We start from the raw sequence: 4789 nt of genomic DNA on the forward strand, positions 1-4789 counted from the left end.
ACGAAGCCAAGTTGCTCCGCCACTGGCTGGCGGAGAAGGAAGAGTGGCGTACACAACAAGCCCCCGGCCTGAACAAGAGACGGGTTGTCAGGCTATTGCTGCGCTGATGGCTCAGGGGGCTTACTGGCCGCCGGCGCGCCGCTTTTCCTCCTCCGCGCCGTCCGTACGGCGGTTGGCGGCCACTTGGTTGCTACCCAAGCGGTAGCTGAACGAAAGGGTCGCTACCCGGGAATCCCGGCTTTGGGTAAAATGATCCACGTAATTATCGTACGTGGAGGTGGCAATATTCCGGTTGGTGTACAGCACATCGGTGACGTTGACCTTCAGGGTGCCCTGGCCTTTCAACAGACTTTTTTGGGCCCCGATGGTCACATCCCCGTTGGCGCGGGACGTGATAAAGCCATAGATTTCGGGCGACTGATAGGTGGCGCTCAGGTCGGCGCTCCAGCCCCGGCCCAGCGTGAGCGTGTGCGTGCTGCTCACGTTAACCGACGGCATCGCCCGGTTGAGCCGGGTGCCGGCCAAGTCCCCCGTAATGCGACTATAGTAGAAAACGGCACTGTTGTAGATCGACCACGCTTTACAGGGCGTAAGCGGCACGGTTAGCGTCAGGGCTGCGTAGTGCTGAACACCCAGATTGACGGGGCGCGCCAGCACGAAACGGCTCGTGGCGGTCGCGGGCTGCACCACCAGCAGGACCGGGTGTTGCGTGTTACTGTAGCTGAAGCCCACCGTATAGTTTTGCCGATAGGTGTGCGTCACCTCCGCGTTGTAGCTGGTCGGGGGAAGCAGGGCCGGGTTGCCCGAGCGGTAGGTGGTCGCGTTGAGGTAGAGGCGGAAGGGATTGAGCTGGTCGTAGCCAGGGCGGTCGAGGCGGCGGCTTAGCGCCAGGGTCAGCTCGTGGTTGGGCGAAAACGTGTACTTGAGCGAGGCGCTGGGAAACAGCTGGAAATACTGCCGGTCAAACCGCTGATTGCCCACTTCCTGCACGCCCTGGGCGCTCGTCTGCTCGCCCCGCAAGCCCACTTGCCAGGTGGCCCGTACCCCGGTTTGCTGCCAGTTGAGGTAAGCGGCCCGGATGGTTTCGGTGTAGCGAAAGCGATTGGTTTGCGCCGTATCCAAGCGCGTCACCCCGTCGGTGGTTTGGTGGAATACGGCATCGTTGCCCGATTCCACGTGGCTGACTTTAAGCCCGGCGGAGAGGAGCTGGCGGTGCCGGAGCGGGTGCACGTAGTCGAGCTGGCCGGTGCGCAAGCGAAGGTGGCCCGATTGGTCGCTGGTCAGCAGCACGGGCGCCGTGCTGCCAGCATCGAGCAACGCCGACAACCCTTGCTGCCGGCCCAAGCGGTACGTGGCGTAGTTGGCATCGGCGGTCAGGGCGCGGCTGTTGCTGGAATCCGCAAAGGCGTGCCGCAGGTTCACGTTGGCCGTCAGGTTGGGGGTGCTGGCCTTGCGGTACGCGGCCGAAGTGAGTGCGCGGTTGGGGGTGCCTCCGGCATCAAGCAACGCTACCGCGTTGGTTCCCTGCCCGTTGCTTTGGGCTGCTTGGCCGGTGAGCGCGGCCCCCAGCGTGGTGCGACCGGTGAAAGCGTAATCCACCCCTGCTTTCCAGTTGTGGGCTTGGGTGCGGGTGGCGGTGTAGTCTTCCTGCTGGCTGCCGCTGGTAGGCCGGCCTTGGTCGTAAAATACCCGGTGGCTGGTTAGGCGCAGGTACGTGCTGCGGTCGGCATAGGTGTACGAACCATAGGCATTGGTTTTTCCCCGCCGGTAATTGAGCGTGGCCCCGGTGGTCAGCCGGCCGTACACCCCGCGCCCATAGCTCACATTCAGGCTGCCGTTTGCCCCCTGGCGCTGGTCCTTCTTGAGGTTGATGGCAATCACGCCGGCCGTGCCCTGCGCGTCGTAGTTGGCCGGGGGGTTGGTAATTAACTCGATGGTTGCGAGTTGCTCGGCCGGCAACGTGCGCAGGTAGTCGGCCAACTCGGTGCCCGTCATGGGCTGGCGCTTGCCATCGATGAGCACGAGCAGGCCTTGTTTGCCGCGTAGCGCCAGGTTGTCGCTGCCGTCCATAGTGACGCCGGGGGCCCGGGTGAGCACGTCCAGCGCCGTATTGCCCGCCGCCAGCGGCGAGTTTTCCACGTTGACGATGGTGCGGTCGGCCTGATGCTCAAACAACGGCTTCTGGCCCATCACCCGCACTTCCTGCAGCATCGTGGCGGCACTGGGGCGTAGGGCTACCGCGGGTAGGGCTAGCCCCGTGACGGGTAACGCAAAGGGGGGGCTCCAGTAGCGCTCGTAACCGACCTGCGTGACCGACACCAGGTAACGCCCCCCGCTGGGTGCCCCCAACGCAAAGTCCCCTTTCGCACTGCTGAACTCCGACTTGACCACGGTGGAATCCGGGAGCCGGTGCAGGGTGATGGTCGCAAACTCAACGGGGGCTCCGGCGGGGTCACGCACCGTGCCGGTGACGGGAGCCGAGCCCTGACCAAAGGCGGACAACGCGCCGCCCATTCCCCAGCAAACTACGAACCAGCAGACGATGCGCCCCCAGCGCAGCGGAACAGCATCGGCAGCGAAGGAGCGGGCCGCCGCCCTGGGGCCGGGGCAGCTGTTGATACAATAAGTAAGAAAAGGGAAAAGACGGCAGTGGCGCATGGCAGGCAACAGGCTAGTGAAACGATGCCACAAAATTCCCGCTTGCCCTTCACGCCCATGCCCCAGTGCATACGTTGGTCTGCCTCAATCTATGATTTGGGGCGAGTCAATTCACTGGGGGCCTGCCCCACCACCTTCTTAAATACCCGGTTAAACGTTGAGCGTGAGTTAAATCCACTCTCCAGCGCCACACCGACCAGCGAATAGTGCGCAAAGCGCGGGTCGGCGAGTAAGCGTTGCGCTTCCCGCACCCGGTAGGCATTCACGAAGTCGTTGAAGTTTTGGCCGCAGCCGGTATTGATGACTTTGGAGACCAGCCCCGGCGTGGTGTGCAACCGCTTCGCCACCTCGGTCAGCGTCAGTTCCGGTTCCAGCCAAGGCTGCTCCTCGGCCATTAGCGCCAACAGCTTGTCCCGCCACACGAGTAGCTCTGGCGCAAGCGCCGCCGCTGGCAATCCGACCTCGGGCGATGCTTGGATGGCCGGGGCGTCTGCTACCGGGTCTGGGTTCAGTTCAGCCGCTAGTTCGGGAGTAGTGGGTGAGTCAGGAGCACCATCGAAACGCAGCGGGGTGGTAGCGGCGGCGTAGTTGGCTTGCAGACCGACGGCAACCAGCCAATAAACCAGGAAGCCGCGCAGAAAAAAGTAGTTCCAGGAAGCCGCGTCACTCAGGCCAACTTTCCAGTTCACCAGCGTAAAGAGTTGGCTCAACCCCAAGGCCAGGACCTGCACCAATACCAGTTGCCGCAGCCCGGCGAAGCGTAAACGCTCCGTATCCGAAAAGTTATCCTGCAGGTAGCGGGTGTAGCGCCGGTAGTCGGCCAGTACCCGCCAGCAATAGGCCGGCAGCAGCACGTACTGGGCATAGCCCAGGTAGTGGGCAATGGCTTCCGCCACCGCCAGGGCCGGCCCTTTGGTGCCCGCCGGAACCGGGGGGTGCTGACCGCTTACGGCCGGCAGCCACAGCAGGTCGTAGCCCAGCGCCCCGACGATGAGCCCCCCTTGGACCAGACCCGGCAGCAAATGCCGCCACGCGCGCGGAAACAGCCGGAACTCCTGGCTGGTCAGACTTCGAAAATAGAGGTAGTAGGCCGGTCCCAGCAGCAGGTTGAGCTGCCAGGGCACGTAAAACAGGGCCATCGTGTACCCGTCGTGGCTGTCGAACCAGCCGGCGTAGGCCAGCATCTGCTGGGCAATGCTGAGCGTCGGCACGGCCAGCAGCACGGCCAGCAGGGCATCGGTCAGGGTAGCGCGCCGCAGGGCTCGCAGCAACAGCCAGCCCGTGGCGACGATGCCGGTTACCACCGCCGGCAGTAACAACGAGCTATAAGCCCCAAATTTAAATACCATAGGCCCTGTAAGTGGCTGAATGAACCTCGTCCTGCGCTACGCCTGGGAAGCAGCCCCGGCGTTGCCGCCGGTGGGGACACCCAAATGCGCGAGGTAGCGGTAAATGGTGGCGCGGCCGACGCCGAGCAACTGGCCGATTTCGGCCACCGTCTTGTCCTGCTGTAGGTACAGCGTTTTGGCCGCCTGCGCTTTGGACAAGGCTTCTTTGGAGAGGCCTTTGGGCCGCCCGCCCTGCCGGCCGCGGGCCCGCGCCGCCGTCAGCCCCGCTTTGGTGCGCTCGCGGATGAGGTCGCGCTCGAACTCCGCCAGCGAGGCAAACAGGTTGAACATGAGCCGGCCTTGGGCGGTGGTCGTGTCCAGATGATCCTGTAAGCTGACGAAATGCACGCCCTGGTCCTGAAACCCCGTCACCAAGGTGACCAAGTCTTTGAGCGAGCGGCCTAGCCGGTCGAGTTTCCAGACTACGAGCGTGTCGCCGGGCCGAAGCCGCGCCAGCAGGTGGTGCAGGGCTGGCCGCTCTTTCACGGAGGACACTTTCTCCTGGGCCACCTCCGCGCAGCCGTAGGCCTGCAAGGCATCGGTCTGCAAGTGTAGCTGTTGGTCGGAGGTGCTTACCCGGGCATAGCCGAAAATCATGGCAGTTTTTCTCAGAAAGTCAACGGGGGCGAAGATAGCGAGTCGTTGATTGATGAGAACAGCACATGAGACAATTTCTCGTAGTTATTCCAGGCGTGAAGCAGGCGGAGCGGATGGGCCGCTAAAACGGCCGTTTTCTGAGACGA

At 63.4% G+C, this 4789-nt stretch carries 3 protein-coding genes; all 3 read right to left on the reverse strand.

Annotated features, from left to right (window positions below):
* Window positions 1–120: 120 nt before the first annotated feature.
* The 3 genes from BXP70_RS28705 to BXP70_RS28715 all read right to left on the reverse strand — a co-directional run bounded on the left by BXP70_RS28705 (window position 121) and on the right by BXP70_RS28715 (window position 4643).
* Entirely contained in the window at window positions 121–2658 is a 2538-nt protein-coding gene (locus BXP70_RS28705) for a TonB-dependent receptor (protein WP_245849771.1), read from the reverse strand.
* An 89-nt stretch (window positions 2659–2747) separates the two neighbouring features.
* Complete coding sequence (locus BXP70_RS28710; protein ID WP_086597560.1) at window positions 2748–4007, reverse strand: helix-turn-helix domain-containing protein; 1260 nt, start codon at window positions 4005–4007, stop codon at window positions 2748–2750.
* Between the two features lie 36 nt (window positions 4008–4043).
* Window positions 4044–4643: a recombinase family protein gene (locus tag BXP70_RS28715; protein WP_086597561.1), complete on the reverse strand. Its 600-nt coding sequence runs from the start codon at window positions 4641–4643 to the stop codon at window positions 4044–4046.
* Window positions 4644–4789 lie beyond the last annotated feature (146 nt).

This window comes from Hymenobacter crusticola (assembly GCF_002154225.1).
Taxonomy (GTDB): domain Bacteria; phylum Bacteroidota; class Bacteroidia; order Cytophagales; family Hymenobacteraceae; genus Hymenobacter; species Hymenobacter crusticola.